The sequence below is a fragment of the Actinobacillus ureae ATCC 25976 genome, assembly GCF_000188255.1.
Lineage (GTDB): Bacteria > Pseudomonadota > Gammaproteobacteria > Enterobacterales > Pasteurellaceae > Actinobacillus > Actinobacillus ureae.
Genome location: NZ_GL831080.1, coordinates 1,361,645 through 1,387,183, shown reverse-complemented (window position 1 = coordinate 1,387,183; position 25,539 = coordinate 1,361,645). Strand labels below are relative to the sequence as shown.

At 41.4% G+C, this 25,539-nt stretch carries 17 protein-coding genes, 2 tRNA genes and 4 pseudogenes; 13 read left to right on the top strand and 10 right to left on the bottom strand.

What is annotated here, in order from left to right:
• Window positions 1-5: 5 nt before the first annotated feature.
• Window positions 6-113, top strand: coding sequence for an IS3 family transposase (locus HMPREF0027_RS13025; RefSeq protein WP_155812114.1), 108 nt, complete (start codon window positions 6-8; stop codon window positions 111-113).
• A 57-nt stretch (window positions 114-170) separates the two neighbouring features.
• On the opposite strand, the gene HMPREF0027_RS06490 is transcribed toward HMPREF0027_RS13025, so the two are convergent.
• Window positions 171-899, bottom strand: a complete 729-nt coding sequence (locus HMPREF0027_RS06490; protein WP_005623261.1) for a 3-deoxy-D-manno-octulosonic acid kinase — start codon at window positions 897-899, stop codon at window positions 171-173.
• 75 nt (window positions 900-974) lie between these two features.
• On the opposite strand from HMPREF0027_RS06490, the gene folE reads away from it, so the two are divergent.
• A complete protein-coding gene (gene folE / locus HMPREF0027_RS06485; RefSeq protein ID WP_005623259.1) occupies window positions 975-1,631 on the top strand; it encodes a GTP cyclohydrolase I FolE in 657 nt (218 codons plus the stop codon).
• Window positions 1,632-1,715: 84 nt separating this feature from the next.
• Window positions 1,716-2,504, top strand: coding sequence for a tRNA pseudouridine(38-40) synthase TruA (gene truA / locus HMPREF0027_RS06480; RefSeq protein ID WP_044024333.1), 789 nt, complete (start codon window positions 1,716-1,718; stop codon window positions 2,502-2,504).
• A 60-nt stretch (window positions 2,505-2,564) separates the two neighbouring features.
• Here the strand turns inward: truA and hpf are convergent, their stop codons facing one another.
• On the bottom strand, window positions 2,565-2,882 hold the full coding sequence (hpf, locus tag HMPREF0027_RS06475) for a ribosome hibernation-promoting factor, HPF/YfiA family (RefSeq protein ID WP_005623255.1): 318 nt from the start codon (window positions 2,880-2,882) through the stop codon (window positions 2,565-2,567).
• 164 nt (window positions 2,883-3,046) lie between these two features.
• On the opposite strand from hpf, the gene HMPREF0027_RS06470 reads away from it, so the two are divergent.
• Complete coding sequence (locus tag HMPREF0027_RS06470; RefSeq protein ID WP_005623254.1) at window positions 3,047-3,988, top strand: Kdo(2)-lipid IV(A) acyltransferase; 942 nt, start codon at window positions 3,047-3,049, stop codon at window positions 3,986-3,988.
• 157 nt (window positions 3,989-4,145) lie between these two features.
• On the top strand, window positions 4,146-5,039 hold the full coding sequence (gene dapA, locus HMPREF0027_RS06465; protein WP_005623252.1) for a 4-hydroxy-tetrahydrodipicolinate synthase: 894 nt from the start codon (window positions 4,146-4,148) through the stop codon (window positions 5,037-5,039).
• Between the two features lie 164 nt (window positions 5,040-5,203).
• Here the strand turns inward: dapA and HMPREF0027_RS06460 are convergent, their stop codons facing one another.
• The gene (locus HMPREF0027_RS06460) at window positions 5,204-6,742 is read right to left on the bottom strand and encodes an L-lactate MFS transporter (RefSeq protein WP_005623250.1); all 1,539 of its coding nucleotides are present in this window, start codon (window positions 6,740-6,742) and stop codon (window positions 5,204-5,206) included.
• A gap of 140 nt (window positions 6,743-6,882) precedes the next feature.
• Complete coding sequence (gene folD / locus HMPREF0027_RS06455; RefSeq protein WP_005623248.1) at window positions 6,883-7,740, bottom strand: bifunctional methylenetetrahydrofolate dehydrogenase/methenyltetrahydrofolate cyclohydrolase FolD; 858 nt, start codon at window positions 7,738-7,740, stop codon at window positions 6,883-6,885.
• Window positions 7,741-7,930: 190 nt separating this feature from the next.
• On the opposite strand from folD, the gene HMPREF0027_RS06450 reads away from it, so the two are divergent.
• Window positions 7,931-8,007: transfer RNA gene (locus HMPREF0027_RS06450), tRNA-Pro, on the top strand.
• A gap of 43 nt (window positions 8,008-8,050) precedes the next feature.
• Window positions 8,051-8,127 (top strand) — tRNA-Arg (locus HMPREF0027_RS06445).
• A 181-nt stretch (window positions 8,128-8,308) separates the two neighbouring features.
• Here the strand turns inward: HMPREF0027_RS06445 and HMPREF0027_RS06440 are convergent.
• The 3 genes from HMPREF0027_RS06440 to HMPREF0027_RS06430 form a co-directional block, all read right to left on the bottom strand.
• A complete protein-coding gene (locus tag HMPREF0027_RS06440) occupies window positions 8,309-9,136 on the bottom strand; it encodes a TPM domain-containing protein (RefSeq protein WP_005623247.1) in 828 nt (275 codons plus the stop codon).
• Entirely contained in the window at window positions 9,133-9,582 is a 450-nt protein-coding gene (locus HMPREF0027_RS06435) for a TPM domain-containing protein (RefSeq protein ID WP_005623246.1), read from the bottom strand. Before HMPREF0027_RS06435 ends, HMPREF0027_RS06440 begins: the two co-directional genes overlap by 4 nt.
• 66 nt (window positions 9,583-9,648) lie before the next feature.
• Window positions 9,649-10,233, bottom strand: a complete 585-nt coding sequence (locus HMPREF0027_RS06430) for a LemA family protein (RefSeq protein WP_005623245.1) — start codon at window positions 10,231-10,233, stop codon at window positions 9,649-9,651.
• 386 nt (window positions 10,234-10,619) lie between these two features.
• Between HMPREF0027_RS06430 and tenpIN the strand changes: the two genes are divergently transcribed.
• Window positions 10,620-10,973, top strand: a complete 354-nt coding sequence (gene tenpIN / locus HMPREF0027_RS12230; protein WP_369076508.1) for a type III toxin-antitoxin system TenpIN family toxin — start codon at window positions 10,620-10,622, stop codon at window positions 10,971-10,973.
• A 41-nt stretch (window positions 10,974-11,014) separates the two neighbouring features.
• Here tenpIN and HMPREF0027_RS06420 read toward each other — a convergent pair whose 3' ends face one another.
• From HMPREF0027_RS06420 to fruB, 3 genes are all read right to left on the bottom strand, one after another.
• Complete coding sequence (locus HMPREF0027_RS06420) at window positions 11,015-12,676, bottom strand: fructose-specific PTS transporter subunit EIIC (RefSeq protein WP_005623240.1); 1,662 nt, start codon at window positions 12,674-12,676, stop codon at window positions 11,015-11,017.
• Between the two features lie 81 nt (window positions 12,677-12,757).
• A complete protein-coding gene (fruK, locus tag HMPREF0027_RS06415) occupies window positions 12,758-13,705 on the bottom strand; it encodes a 1-phosphofructokinase (RefSeq protein ID WP_005623239.1) in 948 nt (315 codons plus the stop codon).
• Window positions 13,706-13,719: 14 nt separating this feature from the next.
• The gene (gene fruB, locus HMPREF0027_RS06410) at window positions 13,720-15,612 is read right to left on the bottom strand and encodes a fused PTS fructose transporter subunit IIA/HPr protein (RefSeq protein WP_005623237.1); all 1,893 of its coding nucleotides are present in this window, start codon (window positions 15,610-15,612) and stop codon (window positions 13,720-13,722) included.
• 260 nt (window positions 15,613-15,872) lie between these two features.
• Here fruB and glgB point away from each other — a divergent pair.
• From glgB to glgP, 5 genes and pseudogenes are all read left to right on the top strand, one after another.
• Window positions 15,873-18,165 (top strand): annotated as a pseudogene (gene glgB / locus HMPREF0027_RS06405) (1,4-alpha-glucan branching protein GlgB).
• Window positions 18,162-20,145: pseudogene (gene glgX / locus HMPREF0027_RS13020) on the top strand (glycogen debranching protein GlgX). The pseudogenes glgB and glgX overlap by 4 nt, the downstream one beginning before the upstream one ends.
• 36 nt (window positions 20,146-20,181) lie before the next feature.
• Window positions 20,182-21,492 (top strand): annotated as a pseudogene (glgC, locus tag HMPREF0027_RS06395) (glucose-1-phosphate adenylyltransferase).
• Between the two features lie 88 nt (window positions 21,493-21,580).
• Window positions 21,581-23,017, top strand: coding sequence for a glycogen synthase GlgA (gene glgA / locus HMPREF0027_RS06390; protein WP_005623220.1), 1,437 nt, complete (start codon window positions 21,581-21,583; stop codon window positions 23,015-23,017).
• A gap of 189 nt (window positions 23,018-23,206) precedes the next feature.
• Window positions 23,207-25,511, top strand: a pseudogene (gene glgP, locus HMPREF0027_RS06385) (glycogen/starch/alpha-glucan family phosphorylase).
• Window positions 25,512-25,539: the final 28 nt, after the last annotated feature.

Sequence of the window (25,539 nt, the reverse complement as noted above, 5' to 3'; positions counted from 1 at the left end):
GTCGTATTACGTTAAAGTTACGTGATTTTTTTGGTGCGATTAACCATAAGCGTATTCAAGTGAAATTAAAAGGACTGAGCCCTGTACAATACAGAACTCAGTCCCTAAATTAAACAGTCTAACTTTTTGGGGTCAGATCACAAAACTTTCTTCTTTTTTTATTAATAGCATTATTTATGGTAACTCGCGAGTAAGGCTTGCCAATTTTGCTCGTTAAATCGAATATTTAAACGAGTTTGCTCCTTTTTAAACGAACGTAGTAAGCGGGCTAAGTTTTCCGATTTCCAATCATTAGTTTGTGAAATGCCACATTTATCGAAATCAATTAAGAAAAATTGACCGCTTGTTGGCTCAAGCAAAATATTATGGATATTCAAATCCGAATGATGTACTTGATGATCGTGTAATTGGCGAATCAGTTTACCGATTTGCTGATATTGCGTGTCGGAAAGCGCATGAGTTTGGAGATATTTACTCAAATCTTGCGTCCCTTCAATTTTTTCCAGCATGATGTCAGCACGATACCAACAACAGTTTTTTTCTACTTTTAATGCAACAGGGCGGGGGACGGGTAAATGCCATTCGTGCAATTTTTCCAATAAGGAAAATTCTTGAAACGCTCGGGTGTTTTCCAACCAATTAAATAGATACTGATCTTTGACGATTTTGCCGAATAGCCCACCTCGATAGTAATGACGAAGCACCACATTTACACCCAATTCAGCTTGCGTGTTTAGAAACCAAGTAATGCCTCTGCCTTTGGATGAACCTAACAAGCGGTCAGAATCAGCAAAATTTTTGCAGTTAAGTAACGTTTTTAGTGTTTCCATTTGTGTGTGAGGGACAAGTTTGGCATTAAAGTGGTAAAAATCATACAAGTTATTTAGATTGGTTATCATTAAGTTAAATTTTAGTGCTATTTTTTTTGATGTCAATTTGTTAAAATTCCTGCCTTAATTTTTAGAGGAAACCCAATGAGCATTATCTCCGAAGAAGCCCAAAAAGTGCGTGAAGCCTTAATTGCGAAAGGCATTGAAACCCCAACCATTCAATTAACTAAAGATAAAGATTCCCGTCGTGCAGAAATTCAACAGCATATGCGTTCGGTGATGGAACTACTCGGTTTAGATTTACAAGATGATAGTTTGGAAGAGACACCGCACCGCTTGGCGAAGATGTATGTGGATGAAATTTTTAGCGGCTTAGATTATGCGACTTTCCCAAAAATTACCAATATTGAAAATCGTATGAAAGTCAGCGAAATGGTGCTAGTGGACGATATTACCCTAACTTCTACTTGTGAACATCATTTTGTCACGATTGACGGTAAAGTGGCGGTAGCGTATTACCCGAAAAAATGGGTGATCGGGTTATCTAAAATTAACCGTGTGGTGCAATTCTTTGCACAGCGCCCACAAGTGCAAGAACGTTTTACTGAGCAAATTCTAACCGCATTCCAAACCATTTTAGAAACCGAAGATGTTGCAGTTTATGTAAAAGCAACGCATTTCTGCGTGAAATGCCGTGGAGTGAAAGATACTAATAGCTATACGGTAACATCGGCATTTGGCGGCGCTTTCTTAGAAGACCGAGAAACACGCAGAGAATTTTTGGGCTTAATCAATAAATAATCAGTGGGCGAAAGCCCATTTTTGCTATATAGAATAGAGCAAGGAGACCGTAACAAGCGGTCAAAAAAACGAGAAATTTTACAAATGAAAATAGCGTTAGGCATTGAATATGACGGAAGCCGTTATTTCGGTTGGCAGCGTCAAGACGAAGTAGAAAGCGTGCAACAAAAGTTAGAAGAAGCATTGTCGGTTGTGGCAAATGCACCGGTAGAAGCTTTCTGTGCGGGGCGTACAGACTCCGGCGTACACGGCACGGGACAAGTGGTGCATTTTGAAACGGAAACGGTGCGCCCACTACAAAGTTGGTGTTTTGGTACCAATGCGAATTTGCCGAACGATATTGCGGTAAAATGGGCTGTTGAGGTGAGTGAAGATTTTCACGCTCGTTTTAGTGCTACGGCAAGACGTTATCGCTATATTATTTTTAATAACAAACTGCGTTCGGCAATTTTGCCGAAAGGTGTTTCACATTATCACCATGAGTTAGATCATCAAAAAATGCACGAGGCAGGTCAGTTCTTATTAGGAGAGAATGATTTTAGCTCATTCCGTGCCGCAAAATGCGAATCGCATACCCCTTGGCGTAATATTCATCATCTGAATGTTAGCCGATTAGGCAATTATATTGTGGTGGATATTCAAGCGAATGCTTTTGTGCATCATATGGTTCGGAATATTGTTGGAAGCCTGATTGAAGTCGGGCAGGGCAGACAGCCGGTGGAATGGATTCAATGGTTATTAGCTCAACGAGATCGTACGTTGGCGGCGCCGACCGCAAAAGCGGAAGGACTCTATTTGGTGGATGTGCATTACCCTGAGCATTTCGGTATCCCTAAAACGGCATTAGGCCCGTTATTTCTTACGGATAATTAATAAAAAAAGCCAAATCAAAATTTGATTTGGCTTTAAAGTTAGTCACGATTTATTGAGTCGTTATTGTACGCTTTTTAACGTATTGTCTGTGCGACGAGCTTCATTTTTATGTACTAATTTATTTAATTGCGTTTCAAGTTTTGTTTCAACTTCGTTAATCGCTTTGTATAAATCTTCGTTATCAGCCTTCGCAAAAAGTTCTCCAACTGGAGTGCCAATCGATGCCTCAACCTCATAACCGTTCGGCAATTTATGAATCATAAAGTGCGGGTTAATTAATTGAGTTTGCCATTTTTCGAGTTTCGCTAAGCGTTCTTCAATATGGGCACGGATTGCAGGAGTGATGTCCATTTGTTTACTTGAAATATTGATTGTCATAGTATTTTCCTCTTTGTGAAGGGGTTATTAAGTTGATTTCAAAATATGACTTTTACTCCAAAATATCAAGTCAAAAAATGAAGCAAAATTTAAAAATTTGATCTAGTTAACACTTTTTCTGTGTTTTTGATTATAATCTATCCGAAACATAAGGATGACGAAAAATGACGGATACCCAAAAATTTCCTCCATTTGAATGGCGGTTTTTACACCTTAGATATTGGGGGCTTTGGCTTGGATTGGGCCTATTTAAATTAATTTTGTGTTTACCTTATCCAGCCTTAGTTGTAGTGGGCAAAGGGCTTGGAAAACTATTTGCCAAACTTTGTTTCGGTAAGCGTAGAATGCGTATTGCTCGCCGTAATTTAGAACTTTGTTTTCCTCAGTATTCAGCGGAACAAATTCAAACTATTCTAGATAAAAATATTGAATCGGTCGGTATGGCGATCATCGAAACCGGTATGGCGTGGTTTTGGTCGGACAAACGTATCCTAAAGTGGTCTAAGATTAAAGGCTTAGAACATCTTAAAAATCAGCCGGAAGGTGCGGGCATTTTATTTGTTGGCGTGCATTTTCTTACGTTAGAAATGGGGGCTCGCATTGTAGGGCTTCATCACCAAGGCGTGGGCGTTTATCGACCGAATGATAATCCGTTATTAGATTGGATTCAGTTTCGAGGCAGAGTGCGTTCAAATAAGGCAATGCTTGATCGTAAAGACTTACGCGGTATGATTCGTGCATTAAAAGCGGGTGAAACGATTTGGTATGCACCGGATCATGATTATGGGCGTAAGAATAGTGTGTTCGTTCCGTTTTTTGCTGTGCCGGAAGTTTGTACCACTGCTGGCTCTCGAATGTTATTGCGTTCTGCACCGAATACGGTGGTAGTACCGTTTAGCCCGATTCGAAATGATGACTTTTCCGGATATACGGTAAAGATTAGTCCAGCGGTCGATTTTAGCGAATGTGAAAATGAACTGGATACCGCAACGAAAATGAACAAGGTTGTGGAAGCGGAGATTCTTAAATCAGTAAGCCAATATATGTGGTTACATAGACGGTTTAAAACACGCCCTCAAGAAGCGGATAAAAGTTTATATGATTAAAATAAACCCGATATTTATACTTATAGTGTCGGATTTATTTTTAATAGGGTGATTTAAATAAATTTTTTAGTGGTTATTCGCAAAAAGTACTTGCATATTTAAAGCGAATTTTGCAATCTAACAAATAAACATTGCACATAACAAAAAAGTACAGGAGATGATTATGGCGACCCCTTTATTTCACGGCAGTATTGTTGCACTTGTCACACCAATGACTCATGACGAAGTAAATTATGAAGAATTAAAAAAATTGGTTGAATATCATGTTCAAGCCGGTACACACGGGATTGTATCGGTAGGAACAACAGGTGAATCAACCACATTAAGCATCGATGAGAATGTGAAGGTTATCAAGAAAACTGTGGAATTTGCGGATGGCCGAATCCCTGTGATTGCAGGTACTGGTTCGAATGCAACCAGCGAAGCAATTATTTTAACCAAATTGTTAACCAATAGTGGTGTTGTAGGCTGTTTAAGTGTGGTTCCTTATTACAATAAACCGACTCAAGAAGGCATGTATTTACACTATAAAGCAATTGCTGAAAGTACCGATTTACCACAAATTTTATATAACGTACCAGGCCGTACCGGTAGCGATTTAAAACCGGAAACTATCGGTCGTTTAGCTGAAATTCCGAATATTGTTGGTGTGAAAGAAGCAACAGGTGATTTAACTCGTTTACCTTTAATCAAGCAATTAGCCGGCGAAGATTTTATTTTCTTAAGCGGTGACGATGCGACAGGTTTAGAATCAATGAAACTTGGTGGTCAAGGCGTGATTTCGGTAACAAACAACGTTGCGGCAGCAGATATGGCAAAAATGTGCGAACTTGCATTAGCCGGTAAATTTGATGAAGCGGAAGTTATTAACCAACGTTTAATGGCATTGCATCACGATTTATTTATTGAAGCAAACCCGATTCCGGTTAAATGGGCAGCTTATAAATTAGGTTTAATCAGTGAACCGAATTTACGCTTGCCATTGACTACTTTATCGGAAGGCGCTCAACCAGCCGTATTAGCAGCCTTGCAAAAAGCCGGTTTAATTTAACCGCTTGTATTTATACTAAATAAAAAGCCCCGTAGTGATGATCTGCACCCCAAAAGTTGGACTAAACCTCCAACGGATTAAGGTGCAGATTTTTTATGACTAAATATAACCAACAACTCAAACAACAAGTCATCGAGTTTTATCTTCAAAATGACAAAAACCGTTTAGAACAGCTCTACCACTTTGGCAAATACCATAATAACACCATAAGTGAGCGGCACGGTCACAATAATCCAACGTAGCCACACTATACAACCGCCGTGAGAAACTTCTTCAGCCACAAGATAAGTATCTGAGATCACCGTTTCATCACTCGGCTTAGCACTATGTGCAGCCTCTTTAATCGGCAATTCATAATGTTTTTCGTGCACGGCTTTCACACTTAAATTACAGAAGAAACCGACAATTAATAACGCCGCCATAATATACATAGTAATGCTGTACGCTTGTGCTGCCGGTACGCCGCTGTCAATTTGCATTTGGCGGATATAGTTCACTAACACTGGGCCTGCCACTGCGGCCGTTGACCATGCGAGCAGAACTCGTCCGTGGATTGCACCGACTTGGTAAGTACCGAATAAATCACGCAGATAAGCTGGGATTGCTGCAAAACCGCCGCCATACATGGAAATGATCACACAGAAACCAACCACAAATAATGCTTTATTACCACTTTCGCCTAATGACGGAACGGCAAAATAAAGTACCGATCCCAATAAGAAAAAAATAGAGTATAAGTTTTTACGTCCGATTTTGTCCGAAATACTCGACCAAAAGAAACGTCCCCCCATATTAAATAAGCTGAGTAAGCCTACAAATCCAGCTGCCGCTAAGGTGCTGATTGCCGCTTGTTTGCCGACAGAGATTTCAGAGAATAATTCCTGAATCATTACTGACGCTTGACCAAGTACTCCGATACCCGCCGTTACATTTAGACATAAAATCCAAAACAGTAACCAAAATTGTGGTGTTATCATCGCTTTATTCACGCCGACATTGTGCGGGCTGACTAATTTATTTTTAGGTTTATTATCAACAAAACCTTTTGGTTTCCATTCGGGATGTGGTAGACGAATAGTAAAGACACCAAACATCATAAAAATGAAATAGAACACACCTAATACGATAAAGGTTTCAACAATACCGACCGAGGTTGGGCTGCTGAAGAAATCCATTAATGCAACCGAAATCGGCGAAGCGAGCATAGCGCCACCGCCAAAGCCCATAATTGCTAAACCGGTTGCCATGCCTGGTTTATCCGGAAACCATTTCATTAAAGTAGATACTGGGCCAATGTAACCGAGTCCCAAGCCAATACCACCTAGTACACCGTTCCCAAAATATAACAGCCACAGATTGTGAGTGTGTACGCCAAAGGCAGCAACTAGAAAACCTAAGCTAAAGCAGATAGTTGCGACAAACATCGCCTTACGAGGACCGACACGTTCCATCCAAGTGCCAAATAACGTAGCTGAAGTGCCTAACACGGCAAGGGCGATACTAAATACCCAACCGATCGTTGTGAGTTTCCAGTCATCCGCAGCTGATTGAGTGATGCCGATTACCTTGGTTAGTGGCGCATTGAACACCGAATAGGCGTAAATTTGCCCAATTGATAAATGTACGGCAAGTGCGGCTGGGGGAATAAGCCAGCGATTAAACTGCAAAGGCGCAATCGTCTTTTCACGATCTAAAAATGACATGGAGACTCCAACTTGTATTAACAATGATTTAACATTAGTATAACATTAAATTTTATTTGCGCAAACGTTTGCGCAAATAAATTAGTAACAAAAAAAGCCTCTTGGTTGAAAGAGGCTTTGAATGCTGAATTTATAGAAAATTAGACCACTTGTAAGTGTACTTCGTAAGCTTGTAACGTATTTTGCATCAACATGGCAACCGTCATTGGACCAACGCCACCGGGTACCGGCGTGATAAAGCTCACTTTTGGTTCCGTTGTAACATATTCGACATCACCAACTAATTTTCCGTCCACACGATTAATACCGACATCAATCACAATTGCACCGTCTTTAATCCATTCACCTTTTACAAAATTCGGTTTGCCTACACCTGCAATCACGATATCTGCTTGCGAGACGTGATAAGCTAAATCTTTGGTACGGCTATGGGTAACGGTTACGGTACAGCCGGTAAGCAGTAATTCCATTGCCATTGGACGACCCACGATATTTGATGCACCGACAACAACAGCGTGTAAACCGGCAAGATTCACACCGGTACTTTCTAATAATTTCATTACGCCGTATGGGGTGCAAGAACGTAAAGTGGGAATTTTTTGGCATAAACGCCCAACGTTATAAGGGTGGAAACCGTCCACATCTTTATGCGGCACAATCGCTTCAGTGACTTTAGTCGCATCAATTTGCTTCGGTAGCGGTAATTGTACCAGAATGCCATCGACCGAATCATCATGATTTAATTGCTCGATAATTGCCAATAATTCGGTTTCGCTTGTTTCTGCTGGAAGGTCGTAAGATTTCGATTCAATACCGATTTCAGCGCAGCTTTTACGTTTACTATTCACATATACTTGAGAGGCAGGATCCATTCCCACCAAAATCACTGCCAATCCCGGTTTGCGTTTACCTTGTGCGGTATAGGCTTGAATTTGTTCGGCAATATTCGCTTTAACTTGCTTGGCTACTGCGGTACCTGAAATAATTTGTGCGGTCATAGTTTCTCCTGTGTAGATGTGAATGAATCAAAACATTTCTATTCTGTCAGAAAAAAGGTGATTTGCAAGCGAGAGATGAGTTAATTTATTGTTTACAGTCGCGAACAAAGTTCAATCAATCGAACTGCGGTTGTCAAAAAAGGGATTGACGAGCTTTTAGATAAGTCTATAATAAATATCACTTATCAGTCGGCGAGTAGCGCAGCTTGGTAGCGCAACTGGTTTGGGACCAGTGGGTCGTAGGTTCAAATCCTATCTCGCCGACCACTTTATCTTTCATAAATATTTCTTTCTTATATTTATCTCACTTGCGCCCTTAGCTCAGCTGGATAGAGCAACGCCCTTCTAAGGCGTGGGTCAAAGGTTCGAATCCTTTAGGGCGTGCCATTAATTACCTTTAAAATCAATCATTTATCAATATTATTATTTTCTAAGCATCTTTTTTAAGCTTCGTGAATTATATTTTTGAGTTAAGCATGATGCTTAAATAACAAACGGTTAAATTTAGGAAATTTTTTGCAAATTTTTCCCAAAATTTAACCGCTTGTAATGAGTTTGAAAGGCGCGTTTACCAGCTACCGCCTGCGCCGCCACCGCCGGAAGAACCGCCGCCGAAGCTATCGCCACTACCTCGACTTCCACCGCCGAAGCCTCCGCCAAATCCACCGGAAGAACCGCCTCCAAAGCCGCCCCCAAAACCACCTCTACGACGAGATGAATTAATGATGATTCTGCCTAATTGATCTACGGCACTTGGGCTGATGTATTGATTATTTCTGCCCGGTCGGAAGATTAAGAAAATTACAATGCCGGCAACGAGGAAGAATAGTAAACCGCCAATTTGCTCTAAAGATTCTTCGCCTACGTCTTCGCCATAACTATCATAAGCCGCATATTCGCCGTTAATTGCCGCCATAATCGCCGATAAACCACTAGCAATTCCTTCCGCATATAAGTTTTGTTTGAAGTACGGCGTAATGTTATGACGAATAATGGTTGAAGCAATCGCATCGGGCAATACACCTTCTAAGCCTCTGCCGGTTGCAATAAACAGTTTTCGATCGTTTTTGGCAATCAGTAATAATATGCCGTTATTTTCATTATTTTTGGTGCGACCGATGCCCCATTTATTAAATAAGTTATGCGAATAACTTGCGACATCCTCGCCATTGGTTGACGGCACAATTACCACAATAATTTGCGAGCTGGTTTTAGCACGGTTGGCAATTAGCGCATCTTCTAAGGTTCGCCATTCTTGTTGAGTTAATGTTTTGGTGTAATCGGTCACATAATAAAAAGGATTCGGTGCAGCAGGATAGTTATCCGCAGCAGTGGCTTTTAATGTGAAAAATGCCAACAGGATAAACCAAATCGGCTTAAAGAACGCTTTTATCATTTAATCACCACCTCATTTGACAATTCATTCGTATCATCATCACGACGAGGAAAATAAGCAACTAACTGTGCTTCTACTTGTTTAATGCCGTCACAAATTGCTTGAGTATAATCCGCTTGTTGACATTGTTGTTTCATCGCATCATAAACTGATTGCCAAAAAACTTGACCGACTTTTTCGTGAATCGCCTTATCACCAACAATCGCTAAATTGTGTGGTTTGAACGAGAGGTAAATTAGTACGCCGTTACGATCTGCCGTTTCTCGCATCTTTAATTCATCGAAAAGTTGATTGGCACGAGCCATCGCATCGATTTTTTCTTTGGTTTTACGTTCAACGACTACGCGTAATTCGGCAGATGTTTGATATTCTAAATGTGAAATTGCCTGTTCGATACGCTGAGTATCAACAGGCAATTTATTTGAAAGAAAAGAAAATAATTTCATAGAGTTATCACTAAATTCACAAAAAACACGGAATATTTTTAAGTATTCCGTGTTTTTTGTAAAAAATTAATTAAAGTTTACTGTCGGTGCTTTTTCTGAACCAGCTTCAGCTTTGAATTGTGGTTTAGCTTTAAAGCCCATAATCATCGCAGCGATTTTGGTTGGGAACTCACGCACTTGTTTGTTGTATTCTTTCACCGCAGCGTTGAAGTTATTACGCTCAACATTGATACGGTTTTCCGTACCTTCTAACTGAGCCTGAAGATTTAAGAAACCTTCGTACGCTTTTAATTCAGGGTATTTTTCAACTGAAACTAATAAACGAGAAAGGGCAGAATTTACGCCTTGTTGCGCTTCTTGGAATTTCGCCATTTGTTCATCAGTGGCATTGTTTGGATCAATGGTCACCGCAGTCGCTTTGGCACGAGCTTCAATAACAGAGGTTAAGGTTTCTTTTTCAAAGTTTGCTTGGCCTTTTACCGTGTTCACCAAGTTAGGGATTAAATCTGCACGACGTTGGTAAGCAGATTCCACATTACCCCATACTGAGTTGATATCTTCTTCCGCACGCATTAAGTCGTTATATTTCGTTAAAGAGAAACCGCCGACTGCAAGTACGGCAATTACTAAGATCCAAAAAATTTTCTTCATATTAAAAAGTCCTATTTAAGGTTAAAAAAACGGGCGGATCTTATAGGTAAGCGGTCGAATTTCCTAGCAAACTTACAAAAGTTTTCAGATAGAAACATAAATTACTTGCATAAATGACCAGTATCGGATAATCTTTCCTCGTGGTGGTAGAGACGCCTCGCGTAAAAAACTAAAAGCTCGATTGAAAATTTGTGGCGGTAGGTTCGCCCCACGTAAAAAACTAAAAGGCCAAATGAAATCACACCCACTTTTATAGTGGGTGTTTTCGTATAGGAGGCTACGATGCCAAAGGCAATAGAATTTTGTAAACTAACAGAACAATTTTATGTTGATAATAAAGATAATACGCAAATTTTATTTAATAAAGGGGGGAGAGGCTACGGGTTATTCTCGTTAAAATTTTAGGCTGTGATTTTGCAATACCTCTTCATTCTAATATTAAAAAAGGATTTATATTAGGGATCAACCAAGAAACAGGTATTAAACACGGATTGGATTATCTGAAAGCAATTTGTATTACGGATAAAACAAAATACATTGGTGATAGGTATTATTTAAAAGAGCGCCAAGAGTTTAATAAAATTAATAATGCACAAAAGCATATCATTCAAGAATTTGAGAAATTTGTGAAAAAGTATATTAAAGCGGTACAGGAACAAAATGAAAATATTCTAAGGACAAATTATCGTAATACTACGTTAGTTTATTATCATCATTTATTAGGCATTACTACTAAATAAAAACGGAGCTAAAAAGCTCCGTTTTTTTATCATCAAAAGAATTATTCTGATGCTTTTTGTTTGATTGCTGCGTAAATCACACCAGTTACGACTGAACCGATAACAATTGCTGCTAAGTACATTAACGGTTGTGAAACAAATGGAATCACAAATAAGCCGCCGTGCGGTGCTTGAAGTGTGATCGCAAATGCCATTGAGATAGCACCGGCTGTTGCACCACCTAACACAGAACTAATAATTACACGCACCGGATCTGCCGCAACAAACGGTAATGCACCTTCAGAAATAAAGCATAACCCTAATACGAATGAAGCTTTACCTGCATCACGTTGGTTAGTCGTGAATTTATTACGTGCGATTAAAGTTGCAATCGCCATACCGATAGGTGGAACCATACCCGCCGCCATAACTGCTGCCATTGGCGTATATTGTTGCGAGGCGATTAAACCGACACCGAACGTATATGCCGCTTTATTTACCGGGCCACCCATATCGATACACATCATTGCACCAAGGATTGCACCTAAGATAATCGCATTTGCTTGACCCATTGAATTTAACCATTCAACTAAAGCATCCATGATGCCTTTTACCGGTGGGTTGATGAGGTAAATCATCGCTAAGCCAACAATTGCAGAACCTAATAACGGTAGAATCAAAATCGGTTTAAGCGAAGTTAAACTTGCCGGTAATTGAATCACGCCGTTTAAGAATTTCACGGTATAACCCGCAAGGAAACCGGCTACGATACCGCCTAAAATCCCCGCACCGGCTGTCGTGGCTAACATACCGCCGATTAAACCGACTGCTAACCCCGGACGGTCTGCGATAGAGAAGGCGACATAACCGGCAAATACGGCGATCATTAAGTGGAATGCCGCACCGCCACCGATATCCATTAACGCTTTCGGTAAGCCGCCTGCGATTGTTTCATCTTTGAACGCTTCAATACCGAACATAAATGAAATTGCAATTAATAAACTACCGGCAACCACTAACGGTAACATATGTGAAACACCGGTCATTAAGTGTTTATATAAACCTTTTTTCTCACCGCTTGCTGAACCTTTAGCTTGTTGTGCAGCCGTTGTGCCACCTTGATAAACGGTTGCTTGCGCAAATGCTTTTTCAAATTCTTGTGCCGTTTTCTTCAACGCTAAACCGGTTGAGGTACGGTACATCGGTTTGCCTTTGAATTTGTCTAAATCCACGTCAATATCCGCTGCCACGAAGACTAAGTCTGCTGCTGAAATTTCTTCCGCAGAAATCGGGTTACCCGCACCAACCTGACCACGAGTTTCAACTTTAACGTTCCAACCTTGCGCTTTGGCATAGTTTTCGATAGCTTCCGCAGACATAAAGGTATGTGCCACACCAGTCGGGCAAGCGGTTACTGCTACGATGTTTTTCACACCTGAATTTGATACGCTAGAAACGGTTGCATTTGCAAAAGTTTTTGCATTTTCGACCGCTTGTTTAAGCGTCGCTTCCGGCTGTGCGAAAGCTTGATCTAAATTCACCACCGCACCTTGTTTACCGGCAGCAATAGTCGGAATTTCATCGTTAAATAACACGATAAAATCAGCTTGTTCAGCGTTTACAACTTGATGACCTTGTTGCTTAGCTGCCGCTGATAATACTTCATTCACGAGGAAAGCACGGGCTTTACCTAATGATTGAGGGAATACAAAGGAAATATTCATTTTGAGATCCTTATAAGTTTGAGAAAATTTATTCTCCCCTCTTTAGTAAAGAGGGGTAGGGGGAGATTTGACGACAAATTATTAACTTAATTGGGTTAATTTCACCTGTGCCACGATTTCATCTAGGGCATTTCGGTCGCTGATACCCACATTGTTTTGTGATACTGCCAATGCTGATGTACCGCTTGCGAAAGCGAGAGTTTTCGCTTTATCCCAACCTTGAGCAAGCCCATAAATTAAGCCTGCCACCATCGAATCGCCGGCTCCGACCGTACTCACAACATTTTGGCAGCGAGGCGGTTGAGCTTGAACCACGTCTTCGCTGTTAAGCCATACGGAACCGTCTGCGCCCATTGAAATAATCACGTTCTCAATACCGCCGGCACGCAATTCTTGTGCCGCTGCAATCACTTCTTCTAAGCTGTTTAACGGACGATTCGCCCAAACTTCTAACTCACGACGGTTTGGTTTCACTAACCACGGATGGGCTTTTAAACCTTCAGTTAATGCCGCATTGCTGCTGTCTAACACCACTTTTAAGCCTTGTTGGTGAAGTGATTCCAACCATTGTGAGAATTGTTGCGCCGTTACACCAAGAGGGAGTGAACCGGATACCACCACCAAATCAAACGCTTTTGCCCATTGCTGTGATTGAGCGGTAAAGTTTGCCCAATCTTCGGCACTAATTTCAAAACCTAAGAAGTTCAAGTCGGTCACGTCCGCTTCGGTTTCGGTAATTTTCACGTTAATACGGGTTTTACCGTCAATACGATAGAATTGATCGTCCACACCGTTTTGTTTAAACGATTGAACGAAATCGCCCTGATTTTCTGCACCTAAAAAACCGCTAACCGCTAATTTAACGCCAAGATCCGCTAATACTTTCGCAACGTTAATTCCTTTACCGGCAGGGTATAAACCTAAGGTTTCAACGGTGTTTACTTCGCCCACTTCAATGCGTTGTAGTCGTCCAACCAAGTCAAATGCCGGATTTAAGGTTACGGTTGCAATACGTAATTGTTGTGTCATTGTTTATTCCTCAATTACTCGCCTAAACCTGCAGCAATCGCCGCACCGATACCGTCAATTGCTTTTTGAGCGTCATCACCGGTTGCCACGAAGCGTAAGCGGTGACCTTTTACTACACCTAATGCCACAATTTTCATTAAGATTTTCGCACTGACTAATTGGCTGTCTCGATCTAAGTTTTGTACAACAATATTCGCATTATATTTTTTAACTTCGTTAACTAATACCGCACTTGGACGAGCGTGTAAGCCGTGTTCGTTTTGAATTACGAATGTGCCTTCTACTTGACCTTCTACTGCGGGTTCAGAAGCGATCGGATTTGCAGAATTTTTTGCAGATTCAACCGCTTGTAGTTGTGCTGCGCCTTCAATCGTATCTTCAACCGAAGGGACAAATGACACGCTTTCGCCTAAACCTTCTACGAATGCTTTTGCTAATGCTTCGATCGCTTGTTGAGCGTCTTCACCTTCCGCCACAAATCGTAAGCGGTGTGCTCGGCTTGCGCCTAATGCCACCACTTTCATTGTGCTTTTTGCATTCTCCGGTGCAGTACCACGATCTAAGTTCTCAACAGTGACTTTTGCCGCAAACGGTTTCAACGTTTGTACTAATACCGCACTAGGGCGAGCGTGTAAGCCGTTGTCGTTACGTACGGTGAAAGTACCGATAACCTGACCTGCAGCCGGTTGCTCGGCAGCGGTCGGATTTGCAAAATTTTTTGCAGATTCAACCGCTTGTGGTTGTGCTGCGCCTTCAATCGTATCTTCAACCGCAGGGACAAATGACACACTTTCTCCTAAGCCTTCTACGAATGCTTTTGCTAACGCTTCGATCGCTTGTTGAGCATCTTCACCTTCAGCGACAAAACGTAAGCGATGTGCTTGGCTTGCTCCTAATGCCACCACTTTCATGGTGCTTTTCGCATTTGCCGGAGCCGTGCCACGATCTAAGTTCTCCACAGTCACTTTTGCCGCAAACGGTTTTAAGGTTTGTACTAATACCGCACTTGGGCTAGCGTGTAAGCCGTTATCGTTGCACACGGTAAAGGTGCCGATAACTTGTTGGCTAGTTTGTTCTGTTGCCGTTGAGCTTGCTACTGAGGTTACATTTTCATTTGCACCAAAGAGTGCAACGATTTGCGCTGCTGACGCTGTGGTTAATTGTTTGCGAATATCGGCATTTAATAAACGAGCGATAAGCGCAGAAAGATTATCATCTGCCGCAGCGATAGTAACTAAAGTCTGTCCTTGTTGGCTACGTGCTACTGCAAAACCGTTCGCTTGGTTACCATTTGCAGAATCTGCTACAAAAAGATTGTCGCCTAAGTTTAGAGGAGTGCTTGCCACCACATCGCTAATAAATGCTTGTGTGACATAGCCTTTTTCTTGAAGTTTTGCTGCATTAATTGCAGAAAGTGTAATGAGGCTGGAAGAATCGATATTTAATGAAATCGTCTCTTCTGAAATAACAGGAAGTGATTTTTTACCGCTTAGCACCGCTGCAAATTCTTCAACATCTTGTGTTTTTGCCAGTGTTGCCACCGCTTCTTCATCACTTAATACACCAGTTAATTGACGAAGGAGAGCTAAATGCTCATCAGATTTTGCCGCAATACCAATCACGACATAGGCTTTATTGCCTTCACCCCATTCCACACCTTGTGGGAATTGATAAATTTGTACACCGGTATTTTGTACGAAGTGGCGAGTATCTAATGTGCCGTGAGGAATGGCAATACCATTACCAAGGAAAGTTGAGGTTTGCGTTTCACGGGCTAACATTCCCGCTTCGTAACCTTCCGCAACGTTACCATTTGCTACAAGGCCAGCAGCAACAAGCGTAATCGCTTCTTCTTTGTTGCTAGCAGTACCATTTAAACGGATATTTTGTGCCGATAAATTTAGCATCTGAGCTCCTTATTGGATTTAATTTTAAAAATAAAAATATTGCTACATATTGTACCCCCATAATCTGCTAAATCGTTCTAGCTGATTAAAAAAAATGTCAAAAAGTGTGAACTAGTTCGCATATATTGCGAGAAAAATATGATGTAAATTACAAAAGCGCATAGTTTTTCGGCGAGGTTTTTTATTTTAATGTTAAAATGCAAACGTTTTCGTCAGAAAAGAAAAATAATTTAGAGTGTAAAAAAATGAGGAAGCAAATAATGACAACTTATAATTATTCAGAACAAGATTCGTCTTTTATTGAGCAGCTTTCCGGTGGGTATTGTAAAGACCCGTTTCCCTATTTGGGCAGTCATTTTGAAAATGGACATTGTGTGATAAGGATTTATTTACCTGAAGCTGATGCCGTTAAGATTGTTGATGAAAAGGGGCGATGTTTATCCGACACGCTAAAAATTGATGATTGCGGCGTTTTTGTCGCTGTGCTTGATTGTTCCGACCCTCATTTCTATTACCGTTTACGCGTTACTTATCCTTTGGGTGAAATTGATATTGAAGACCCATGCCGCTTTAAATCCTCCCTATTCGAATTAGATAACTGGTTATTATCTGAAGGCACTCATCTTCGTCCTTATGAAAAATTAGGCGCTCATTTTGAAATCCAAGAAAATATTGCCGGTGTACGTTTTAGTGTTTGGGCGCCAAATGCAAAACGTGTTTCTGTTGTCGGCGATTTTAATTATTAGGACGGTCGAATTCATAGTATGCGTTTTCACGCAGAAAGCGGTATTTGGGATATATTTATTCCGAATATTGATGCAGGATCATTATATAAATTTGAATTATTAGATAGCCATGGTCAGCAGCGTTTGAAATCAGACCCTTACGCCTTTGCTTCACAGCTTCGCCCTGAAACGGCTTCAATTGTTACCGGATTACCGGAGATTGTTGAGGTTGAGGAAAAACTTCGTCGAGCAAATAATATTGAACAACCGATTTCAATTTATGAAGTTCATCTAGGTTCTTGGCGCCGCAATTTAGAAAATAACTATTGGCTGAATTATGATGAAATTGCCAATGAACTCATTCCTTATGTAAAAGATATGGGATTTACTCATATTGAATTACTTCCTATTACCGAATATCCGTTTGACGGCTCTTGGGGCTATCAGCCAACCGGACTTTATGCTCCAACTAGCCGCTTCGGTTCGCCAAATGATCTCCACACATTTATTCGTAAAGCGCATGCCGCAGGCATTGCCGTTATCTTAGATTGGGTGGTCGGACATTTTCCAACCGATTCACACGGTTTAGCACAATTTGACGGTTCGCATTTATATGAGCACGAAGATCCGAGAGAGGGCTATCACCAAGACTGGAATACGTTAATTTTTAATTACGGACGTAATGAAGTTTTCAATTATCTCTCCGGCAATGCGTTGTATTGGACGGAACGTTTTGGCATTGATGGTCTACGTGTGGACGCGGTTTCTTCAATGATTTACCGAGATTACTCACGTAAAGACGGTGAATGGATTCCAAACCAATATGGCGGACGTGAGAATTTAGAAGCGTTAGATTTTTTACGCCGCACCAATCAAATGCTTGAGCAAGAAGGTCATGCTGCGGTAACGATCGCAGAAGAATCGACTTCATTTAGCGGTATTACGCATGCAGTAAGCCAACAGGGCATCGGTTTTGATTATAAATGGAATATGGGTTGGATGAATGACACGCTCCGTTATATGGCGTTAGATCCGATTCACCGTAAATATCATCATGACTGGATGACATTCGGCATGATTTATCAATATAGCGAAAAATTTATTTTGCCGCTTTCACATGATGAAGTGGTGCATGGTAAAGGTTCCTTAATTGGAAAAATGCCGGGCGATTGTTGGCAAAAATTTGCGAATTTGCGTGCTTATTATGGCTATATGTGGGGCTATCCGGGCAAAAAAATTACTGTTTATGGGCAATGAATTCGCTCAAGGACGAGAATGGAACTTTAACGAAAGCTTGGACTGGTTCTTGCTTGGTGAAGAAGGTGGAAATTGGCATAAAGGTATGTTGAATTGGGTTCGAGATCTGAACCGAGTTTATCAGCAATATGCGGCGCTTTATCAACTTGATCATGGGCCTAGCGGTTTTGAGTGGTTGGTGGTAGATGACTGGCAACAATCGGTATTTGCTTTTGAACGTAAAGCGAAAGACGGTTCAAGTGTGATTGTCATCAGTAATTTCACGCCGATTGTGCACCATAACTACCGTATTGGCGTTGCACAAGATGGGATTTATAAAGAGATCCTTAATTCGGATGCGGCTTATTATGCCGGCAGTAATGTTGGTAATTACGGTAAGATTCTATGCGAGGAAGAACCGTCACATGGCAAGCCTTATTCTCTTAGCGTTTCATTACCGCCGTTAGCTACGATTTTTATTGTGCGCACAGCAAAACCGGAACAGGAACAAGAGCTGATTAAAAAGGTAGAAAGCGCATTTAAAAAACGAAAAACGTTAAGAAAAAAAGAAAAAGTAAGAAGTAGCAGATGAAAATATCAGTGGGAGAGCCGTTCCCTCTTGGTGCACAAGCGGGTAAAAAAGGCACGAATTTTGCAATTTTTTCAGCAAATGCGACCGCTATTGAGTTGTGTATTTTTGATGATAAGGGCGAGCAGCGTTATCCGATGCAGCGTAGCGGCGATATTTGGCATCTGTTCGTTTACGGCGTTGGGAGTGGGGCACCTTATATGGCTTTAGAGTTTCAGGCAATGTTGATGAGCAAAAAGGCGCATTATTTAACCCGAATAAATTGTTGCTTGATCCGTATGCTAAACGAGTAGTTGGGCTACCCGATGCGCATGATGAGCAGGCGTTAAGTTATTTCATTTGGAATGACTCGCAAGATAATGCTCATCTTGCACCTAAATCTGTTGTGGTAACCGATGATTTTGATTGGACTGGTGAAAAACGTCCGCATTATTCATGGGCGGAAACGATTATTTACGAAGCACATGTAAAAGGCTTTAGTCGTTTAAATCATAATATTCCGGAGCCGTTACGTGGAACTTATGCAGGTATGGCGCATCCGGCATCGATCGCACATTTAAAACGGTTAGGCGTGACGACGATTGAACTGCAGCCGGTGAGCTACCATGCGGATGAAGTGCATTTACAGCGATTAGGGCTAACCAATTATTGGGGATATAACGTTTTAGCGCATTAGGCAATTGATCCTTGCTTAGCCTGGGACCAAGAAGATCCGCTTTCCGAATTTAAATATTTGGTTAAAACCTTACACCAAAATGGCTTCGAAGTGATTTTAGACGTGGTTTATAACCATACGGTGGAAGCCGGCAAAGACGGAATGATGCTTTGCCAAAGAGGGATTGATAACCAAAGCTATTATTGGCTGGATGAACAAGGCGAATATCGCAATTGGACAGGCTGTGGCAACGCATTAAATTTAGCTCATCCGATGGTATGCCAATGGGCTATCGATAGCTTAGTTTACTGGGTGGAAGAATTCCATATTGATGGTTTCCGTTTTGATTTGGCGACAACATTAGGGCAAACGCCTGATTTCTCAAATGTTGCACCACTGTTTGAAAAAATCAAACAAACACCGGCATTGCAGCAGATTAAATTAATTGCAGAACCTTGGGATATCGGCCCGGAGGGCTATCAAGTCGGGCACTTTCCGGCAGGATTTGCCGAATGGAACGATAAATACCGTACCACAATGCGTAGCTTTTTCTTACGTGAAAGCGGCAATTTAGCCGAATTTGCCCGTCGTTTAGCAGGGAGTGACGACTTATATTGGCAATATGTGCCTTCTAAAAGTATTAACTACTTCGCCTCTCATGACGGTTTTACTTTGCAAGATCTCGTGAGTTATAACAAAAAACATAATCAGGAGAATAGCGAGCAAAATCGAGACGGTGATGAACATAATTATAGTAATAATCACGGTGTGGAAGGGGATACGGATAACGAATTGGTAAATATTTTGCGAGATCAGACCGCTTGTAGTTTGCTTGCGGCACTGTTTCTCTCAAATGGCGTACCGATGCTGCGTGCCGGCGATGAGTTGGGACATTCGCAAAAAGGCAACAATAACAGTTATTGTCAAGATAATGAAACAACTTGGATTAATTGGCAGCAAGCAAATGATAAGCGTATTGCTTATGTTGCTAAGTGGATTGATTTACGTAAACAAATTTCGTTACTTTCCCACCAAAGTCATTGGTGGACAGAAAATGACGTGCAATGGTTTTCCGCATACGGTGAGATTATGCAAGTGGACGATTGGCATAACCACTCACTTAAAGCATTACAAATTCTTCTTCAAGAACAATGTCTTATCTTAATTAATGCTAAAAAAGATAAGCAACAATTTTTCTTACCTCAAGGTAAATGGCATTTTACCTTGGGAAAGAAACGGCAACTTTGATAGCGGATGCGCAGGCGGTTACTCTTCAGCTGGAACAGATGGGAGTATGTGTGCTTCAAAGAAAATTAGGCTCACATTAGCGTGATAAATGACACACAACATCGGAGAAACAAAGTATGCTTACACAAGAAAAAAACGATTTAACCAGAAACGATATTACTAACGATACGTTAGTGCTTATTTTAGCGGGTGGTCGTGGTTCACGTCTCTATGAGTTAATTGACAGACGAGCAAAACCAGCTGTGTATTTTGGTGGTAGCCGCCGCATTATCGACTTTGCGCTTTCGAACTGTATTAATTCTAATTTACTTAAAGTGGGGGTAATTACTCAATATGCCGCTCACTCATTACTACGTCACTTACAGCGTGGTTGGTCATTCCTACCTTATGAACGTAATCAATATATTGATATGCTACCGGCTCGCCAGCAGTTGGACGAAAACACTTGGTATCGTGGAACCGCCGATGCGGTATATCAAAATATGGCGATGATGAAATCGCATTATCGCCCGAAATATGTGGTGATTTTAGCCGGCGACCACATTTATAAAATGGATTACACCCAAATGCTGCGTGATCACGTAGAAAACGGCGCAAAATGCACGGTAGGCTGTATTGAAGTGCCTCGTGAGCAAGCGGTTGAATTTGGTGTGATGGCGGTTAACGATAAATTAAAAGTGAAAGAATCTGTGGAAAAACCGTCAAATCCGCCGGCAATGCCTGATAAGCCGAATTCATCATTAGCTTCCATGGGGATTTACGTATTTAATGCGGATTATTTATATGACGTATTAGAACGTGAAGCCTCTATTCCGGGAACTTCACACGACTTTGGTAAAGATATCATTCCAAAAGCGGTAGAAGAGGGCGTGCTATATGCGCATCCGTTTGAACGTTCATGTAAAGGTCGTAATGCAAGCGGTTCGATTTATTGGCGAGATGTCGGTACGATTGACAGCTATTGGGCGGCACATATGGATTTAGTTTCGGAAGAGCCGCAGCTTGATTTATATGATGAGTCTTGACCGATCCATGGGCGACCGCAACAAACTGCTCCGGCACGTTTCTTCTATAAAAAAGCACGTCAGCACACTTTGGATAACTCATTAATTGCCGGCGGCTGTGTGGTAACCGATGCGGAAATCAGTAATTCGGTCTTGTTTGCTAAAGTAAAAGTGGACGCTGAAACCGTAATTGAGCATACGGTAATTTTACCGCAGGTAACGATTGGGAAGAACTGCGTGATCAAACGTGCGGTGATTGATCGCCACTGTACCATTCCTGATGGATTGGAGATCGGTGTGAATTTGGAAGAAGACGCAAAACGTTTCCGTGTCAGCAAAGGTGGGATCGTTTTGGTGACTCAGAAAATGCTTGATTCATTAAGCGGTTATCAATCCAGTATAAAATTCCATCATACAATTTAATCTGATACAGGTGGGTGTTTAGCCCACCTTTAGCGCTTTTACAAGCGGTCTAATTTTCTCTTTATTTTACAAATTAAACGGTAACAAAATGAAAATTCTATATATTTGCTCGGAGATGTATCCGTTAATTAAAACCGGTGGACTTGCGGATGTGATGGGGGCTTTGCCTTATGCACAGCAGCAAGCTGGCAATGATGTCCGAGTTTTGCTACCGCTCTATCCTCAAGTAGCGGAAAAAATTGGGGAAACAAACGAAGTAGTCACTTTAGGTACTTTTGCTGGTTTAGTGACGATTCGTTTTACTTATTTCAATGGTTTGGGCATTTATCTGATTGATGCGCCGCACTTATTTCAGCGTTCTGGTAATCCTTATCACGATTCTGGTTATGCAGATTATCCGGATAACTATAAGCGCTTTGCTATTTTAGGCTATTTAGGTGCTCAGCTATCGGAAGGGCTAGATCATTGGTGGGGTAAAGCGGATATTTTACATGCGCATGATTGGCAAGGCGGTTTGGCTTGTGCTTACCTGAAAAGTTGGCATAGCCCGGTGAAAAGCGTTTTCACAATTCACAATATTGCCTATCCGGGGCGCTTCCAGCCGCATCATTTACCGGAGTTGGGTTTCTCATGGGATTTCTTCCAAGCAGAAGGTATGGAATTTTATGGTGAAATCTCATATCTGAAAGCCGGATTGTACTATGCGGATCGCATCACTACGGTAAGCCCGACTTATGCGGTGGAAATTACCGAACAAATTGCCGGTGGCGGAATGCACGGCTTGCTACAAACACGTAAAGCGCAAGGGCGTTTACACGGCGTGTTAAACGGTGTGGATGATAATGTATGGAATCCGGAAAACGATGAAAATATTGTAGCGACATACAAACCGAGTTATATGCACGGTAAGGCGAAAAACAAAGCCGAGTTACAACGTATGTTTAACTTACCAGAAGATAAAGATGCAATGCTTATGGTCATGGTAACTAGCTTAACGGAGCAAAAAGGGGCGGATTTCTTACTGGATAGAATTGATGACATAATGCAGCAGCACGTGCAATTAATTGTCTTGGGTAGCGGTTCTCCGCATTTGGAATATCTGTTAAACGAGGCTCGTAGCCGTTATCCAGAACAAATCGGTTTGTATATCGGCTATAACGAGACGCTGTCTCATCAAATTATTGCCGGCGGTGATGTTATCCTCGTGCCGAGCCGTTTTGAACCGTGCGGTTTAACGCAATTATACGGTTTGAAATACGGGACATTACCGTTAGTTCGCCAAACCGGCGGCTTAGCCGATGCGGTAGTAGATAGCAATAAAGACAGCATCGAACAACGTAATGCAACCGGATTTGTATTCAAATCCCCAAGCTGTGATGATTTCTTTGACGCATTCCAACGTGCGGTAAATCTTTGGAAAAAGCAAAAGCTATGGTCTAGCGTGCGTCAAAATGCGTTAGCGCAAGATTTCGGTTGGGCAAGAGCGGCGGCAGCTTATCAGGCGATTTATCAAGAGATTGTATAACCTCACTTTTCACAAGCGGTCGGAATTTGCAAAAAAATTGCAAAATCCTACCGCTTATTTTGTAAACAGTATCAATAAAACAAAATCTGTGTAATTCTCCAGCGATTTTTACGGCATTCATAATAAAATTGTTGTGCTTTTTTTACTCGATTTCCGTTTGTTACTTTATTTGTTAGTTAGGAGTTATTCATGGGCAATAAAATTTTAAGTCCCGAAAATATTCAACATGTAAAAGATGCCATTTTATATAAATTGGTTTATGCGCTAGGGGTAGAACCTCGTGAAGCAAGTAAACGCAACTGGTTAAATGCCGCGTTACGTGTAGTGCGAGATCTTTCTACCGAATCGAGGTTACAAACTCGCCGTAGCCAAGTGGCAAACGCTAGCCGCCGAGTGTATTACCTTTCAATGGAATTTTTAATGGGGAGAACATTTTCAAACGCAATGATTGCGGAAGGTGTGTATGAGCTAGTCGATGCCGCATTAAAAGAACTCGGACAAAATATTGAAGAGATTATTAACGAAGAAGGCGATCTGGGTTTAGGTAACGGCGGTTTAGGGCGTTTAGCCGCTTGTTATATAGATAGTCTTGCTGCAATGAAAATCCCAGCGATTGGCTACGGTATTCAATATGAGTACGGGATGTTACGCCAAGAAATTCGTCACGGCGAACAAGTGGAGCAGCCAGACCAATGGTTAGAAAATGAATTTGTATGGCCGTATTTGCGTTCAAGTAAACGTTTCCCGATTCGCTTTGGCGGACGCATTTGGCAAGAAGGCAAAAAAAACGTATGGCAGCCGGATGAAGAAATTATCGCTCAAGCTCATGATCAATTAATTCCCGGTTATGAAACTACCGCAACCAATAGCTTACGTTTATGGTCGGCGCACGCTTCGGGGAAAGGTTTTGGCTTAGCAGACTTTAACCGTTGCGATTCATTTAAACGATACCCACCCAACGCTCGCAGTGCCGTAATTAATGCGTATTCTGATTGATGAGAAAGGGTATAGTTGGGATCAGGCGTGGAATATGACCCGCAAAATTTTCTACTATACTAACCACACCTTAATGAGCGAAGCATTGGAAACTTGGCCGGTGGAAATGCTAGGTCGTATTTTACCACGTCACTTAGGCATTATTTTTGAGATCAATGAATGGTTCTTAAATGAAGTACGTGAAAAATTCCCGGGTGAAGAAGATTTAGTACAACGTGTATCACTGATTGACGAACACGGCGATCGCCGAGTGCGTATGGCGTGAGTGGCGGTAGTCGCTTCAACTAAAGTAAATGGTGTTGCGAAGATTCACTCGGATTTAATGGTGGAATCCATTTTTGCCGACTTTGCTCGTATTTATCCGGATCGCTTCACCAATGTCACCAATGGGGTAACACCTCGCCGTTGGATTAAAATTGCCAACCCGGGTTTAGCCAATATTTTAGATAAACGTATTGGTAAAGGTTGGTTAATCGATCTCAGCGAATTAGAGAAATTTAATGTGTTTGTAGACGATGCGGATGTTCAAGCTGAAATTGCTGCGGTGAAATATGAGAATAAACGTAAGTTGGCGGATTATATTGAGAAAAATTTAGGTATCAAACTGAATCCGGAAGCGATTTTTGACGTACAGGTTAAACGTATTCACAAATATAAACGCCAACAGTTAAACGTATTACATATTATTACGTTATATAACCGTATCTTAAAAAATCCGAATGCGGATTGGACACCGCGAGTGTTTATCTTTGCCGGTAAAGCGGCAAGTGCTTATTATGCGGCGAAGAAAGTCATTCGTTTGATTAACGATGTTGCAAATGTAATCAATAATGATGAACGAGTACGTGATTTGATCAAGGTGGTGTTTATTCCAAATTATGGTGTATCACTGGCACAGATGATCATTCCTGCGGCGGATGTGTCCGAACAAATTTCATTGGCGGGTACTGAGGCATCAGGTACGTCTAATATGAAGTTTGCCTTAAACGGTGCATTAACTATCGGTACGTTAGACGGTGCGAATGTAGAAATTTTAGATCACGTCGGTAAAGATAACATCTTTATTTTCGGTAATACCGTAGAACAGGTGGAAGAGCTGTGTCGTAATGGTTATTCGCCGTATCATTATTATGAAACGGACGGTGAATTAAATGAGGCGGTTTCGCAAATCTTAAACGGTAAATTCTCACCGGATGATCCGTATCGCTATCAAGATCTGATTCTAAATTCAGGTGACTATTACCAAGCCTGTGCGGATTTCCGTAGCTATGTTGAAGCGCAAGAACGAGTTGCAGCCGCTTATCGCAATAAGAAAGCTTGGGCGCGTTCGGCAATTATCAATATTGCCAATATGGGCTATTTCCCATCAGATCGATCGGTATTAGATTACGAACGAGATATTTGGCATATCGAGCCAATGGATGAAGTGCAATTAAAAGAAAATACTGATTTGGCGAGTATTATTGAAAGCTCAAGTAAGCTATTGATTATTCGTTAATAATATGAACAAGCGGTCTGTTTCTTGC

Bases quoted from the DNA above. Each gene is read 5' to 3' on its own strand.
- HMPREF0027_RS06490 (WP_005623261.1), bottom strand. From the start codon at position 899: ATGATAACCAATCTAAATAACTTGTATGATTTTTACCACTTTAATGCC.
- folE (WP_005623259.1), top strand. From the start codon at position 975: ATGAGCATTATCTCCGAAGAAGCCCAAAAAGTGCGTGAAGCCTTAATT.
- truA (WP_044024333.1), top strand. From the start codon at position 1,716: ATGAAAATAGCGTTAGGCATTGAATATGACGGAAGCCGTTATTTCGGT.
- hpf (WP_005623255.1), bottom strand. From the start codon at position 2,882: ATGACAATCAATATTTCAAGTAAACAAATGGACATCACTCCTGCAATC.
- HMPREF0027_RS06470 (WP_005623254.1), top strand. From the start codon at position 3,047: ATGACGGATACCCAAAAATTTCCTCCATTTGAATGGCGGTTTTTACAC.
- dapA (WP_005623252.1), top strand. From the start codon at position 4,146: ATGATTATGGCGACCCCTTTATTTCACGGCAGTATTGTTGCACTTGTC.
- HMPREF0027_RS06460 (WP_005623250.1), bottom strand. From the start codon at position 6,742: ATGTCATTTTTAGATCGTGAAAAGACGATTGCGCCTTTGCAGTTTAAT.
- folD (WP_005623248.1), bottom strand. From the start codon at position 7,740: ATGACCGCACAAATTATTTCAGGTACCGCAGTAGCCAAGCAAGTTAAA.
- HMPREF0027_RS06440 (WP_005623247.1), bottom strand. From the start codon at position 9,136: ATGATAAAAGCGTTCTTTAAGCCGATTTGGTTTATCCTGTTGGCATTT.
- HMPREF0027_RS06435 (WP_005623246.1), bottom strand. From the start codon at position 9,582: ATGAAATTATTTTCTTTTCTTTCAAATAAATTGCCTGTTGATACTCAG.
- HMPREF0027_RS06430 (WP_005623245.1), bottom strand. From the start codon at position 10,233: ATGAAGAAAATTTTTTGGATCTTAGTAATTGCCGTACTTGCAGTCGGC.
- HMPREF0027_RS06420 (WP_005623240.1), bottom strand. From the start codon at position 12,676: ATGAATATTTCCTTTGTATTCCCTCAATCATTAGGTAAAGCCCGTGCT.
- fruK (WP_005623239.1), bottom strand. From the start codon at position 13,705: ATGACACAACAATTACGTATTGCAACCGTAACCTTAAATCCGGCATTT.
- fruB (WP_005623237.1), bottom strand. From the start codon at position 15,612: ATGCTAAATTTATCGGCACAAAATATCCGTTTAAATGGTACTGCTAGC.
- glgA (WP_005623220.1), top strand. From the start codon at position 21,581: ATGAAAATTCTATATATTTGCTCGGAGATGTATCCGTTAATTAAAACC.